At 69.5% G+C, this 2,145-nt stretch carries 3 protein-coding genes; 1 reads left to right on the forward strand and 2 read right to left on the reverse strand.

From position 1 onward, the window contains the following. Together ID574_RS59175 and ID574_RS59180 are read right to left on the reverse strand one after the other, a co-directional pair. A partial coding sequence (locus ID574_RS59175) for a ferredoxin (RefSeq protein ID WP_188197854.1) occupies positions 1-162 on the reverse strand: 162 nt, incomplete at its 3' end. 7 nt (positions 163-169) lie between these two features. Continuing rightward, positions 170-1,378, reverse strand: a complete 1,209-nt coding sequence (locus ID574_RS59180; protein ID WP_188197855.1) for a cytochrome P450 — start codon at positions 1,376-1,378, stop codon at positions 170-172. Between the two features lie 103 nt (positions 1,379-1,481). Between ID574_RS59180 and ID574_RS59185 the strand changes: the two genes are divergently transcribed. Beyond that, positions 1,482-2,144, forward strand: a complete 663-nt coding sequence (locus ID574_RS59185) for a TetR/AcrR family transcriptional regulator (protein ID WP_188197856.1) — start codon at positions 1,482-1,484, stop codon at positions 2,142-2,144. Position 2,145 lies beyond the last annotated feature (1 nt).

The following is a 2,145-nucleotide window of genomic DNA, read 5'->3' on the forward strand; positions in this document are numbered from 1 at the left end:
CAGCCGGACAGCCGCGGCTGCGGCCTCGCGCAGCTCCTCGGGGGGCTCAGGGCGGAGTACCGCGACCAGTCCGTCGTCGTCCTCCTGGTCGAAGACCTCTGGCGCGGTGAGCGTGCACATGCCGGCGCTGATGCAGGCGGTGGTGTCCGCGGTGATCCGCATGCTCGGCCTACCAGGTGACGGGCAACTCGTGGATGCCGTACGCGAGATTGCCGTGCTTGTAGGGCAGATCGTCCACCGGCACGGCGACTTGCAGGGTGGGGATGCGCCTGAACAGGGTGGAGAAGGCGATCTCCAGCTCCGCCCGGGCGAGGTTCTGCCCGAGGCACTGGTGCACGCCGTAGCCGAAGGCGACGTGGTGCCGGTTGCCGCGGTGAACGTCGAGCCGTTCGGGCTCGGGGAACACTGCGGGGTCCCAGTCGGCCGCGGCCAGCAGGGCGAAGACCCCCTCGCCCGCGCGGATCGCCATGCCGCTGAGCTCGGTGTCCTCGGCCGCGATCCGGGTGGTGACGAGGTCGGCGATGCTGAGGTAGCGCAGCAGCTCTTCGATGGTGTCGGGGAGCAGCTCGGGGTTGTCCCGAAGGGCGGCGAGCTGGTCGGGGTGCTCCAGCAGCGCCACGGTGCCCAGTGAGATCATGTTCGCGGTGGTCTCGTGGCCGGCGTTGAGCAGCATCAGGCACATCATGAGCAGTTCATCGCGGCGGAGCTCGCCGGCGGGCTCCAGGTGCTCGGTGACCAGCTTGCTCAGCAGGTCGTCGGCGGGCTCGTGTTGCTTGCGGGTGATCAGGCCGTCCATGTAGGCGCGCAGCTCACCCAACGCGGCCGCGAACTGCTCCGCGGTGCTCGTCCCTGACACGCCGACCTTGCTCCTGCTCTGGAAGAACTCGTGGTCGTCGTAGGGCACTGCGAGCAGCTGGCAGATCACCAGCGATGAGACGGGGAGCGCGAACGCCTCGACCAGGTCGACCGGCGGGGTCATGGCGAGCAGGTCGTCGAGCAGCCGGTTCACCGTGGCCTGGATGCCGGGCCGCATCGTCTTGATGCGCTTGAGGGTGAACTCCTGGATGAGCATGCGCCGGTAGAAGCTGTGCTGTGGCGGGTCCATCCGGATGAACGGTGGCCGCTGCAGGACCTGTGCCTGCCCGGGCAGAAGCGTGGGGAAGCCGGGGCGGGTGCCGTCGGCGCTGAACGCCGGGCTGCTCAGCACGGTCCGGACATCCTCATACCGGGTCACCAGCCAGGCGGTGCCGCCGGTGGGCAGCCGCACCTTGGAGACAGGTTCCTCGGCGCGCAGCCGGTCGTACTCCGGCGGTGGGGCGAACGGGCATTGCCGCCGGAGCGGGAAGCTCCGGCTGTCAGGAGTCGTGGTCTGGGGCATCAGCCTCTCCTCAATAAACGGAGGGTAATCCTTCGCTTTCTGCTGAGGGTAAGCTAACACAATCGAAGGGACTCCCTCCACATCTCAAGGAGATGGGTACCGGTTGACCGAGAACCCGACCCGGCTGCGGGCCGACGCCCGCCGCAACCGCGAGCAGATCATCATCACGGCCCGCGAGATCTTCCTCGAGCAGGGCATCCATGCGCCGCTGGAGGAGATCGCCCGCCGCGCCGGCATCGGCATCGCCACCCTCTACCGCCGCTTCCCCGACCGCCACACGCTCGTCCAGCAGGTCGCCCTGGACACCCTGACCCTGGTCGGTGAGGAACTGGACCGCGCCACCACCGCGCACCCCGACGCCTGGGGCGCGCTGGCGCAGCTCATCCGCCGCCTGGTGGAGTCGCGGCTCAGCGTCCTCATGCCGGTGCTGCTCCCCGGCCTGGAGGAGGACGCGCGCAGCGAGGGGGGAACGCTCAAGGCGCGACGCGACCAGCTCTTCGAGCAGATGGAGCAGCTCACCCGCACCGCCCAGCAGGAGGGGCGGCTGCGCCAGGGCATCAACCCCATCGACATCTGGCTCGGCGTCATCAAGCTGTCCCGCCCGCTGCCCGTCATCGGCGCCGAGCTGAACGAGCTGATCACCGGCCGGCAGCTGGAGCTGTTCCTCGGCGGCCTCCACACCACGGCGCTGGACGCCTCCGAGCCGCTGCGCCGGCAGCCGCTGACCCTCGACAAGCTGGACCGCTGCCTCAAGACCGCGGAGTAGC

Origin of the sequence: Nonomuraea sp. SYSU D8015 (assembly GCF_008065375.1) — a bacterium.
Classification (GTDB): domain Bacteria; phylum Actinomycetota; class Actinomycetes; order Streptosporangiales; family Streptosporangiaceae; genus Nonomuraea.

Bases quoted from the DNA above. Each gene is read 5' to 3' on its own strand.
- ID574_RS59180 (WP_188197855.1), bottom strand. From the start codon at position 1,378: ATGCCCCAGACCACGACTCCTGACAGCCGGAGCTTCCCGCTCCGGCGG.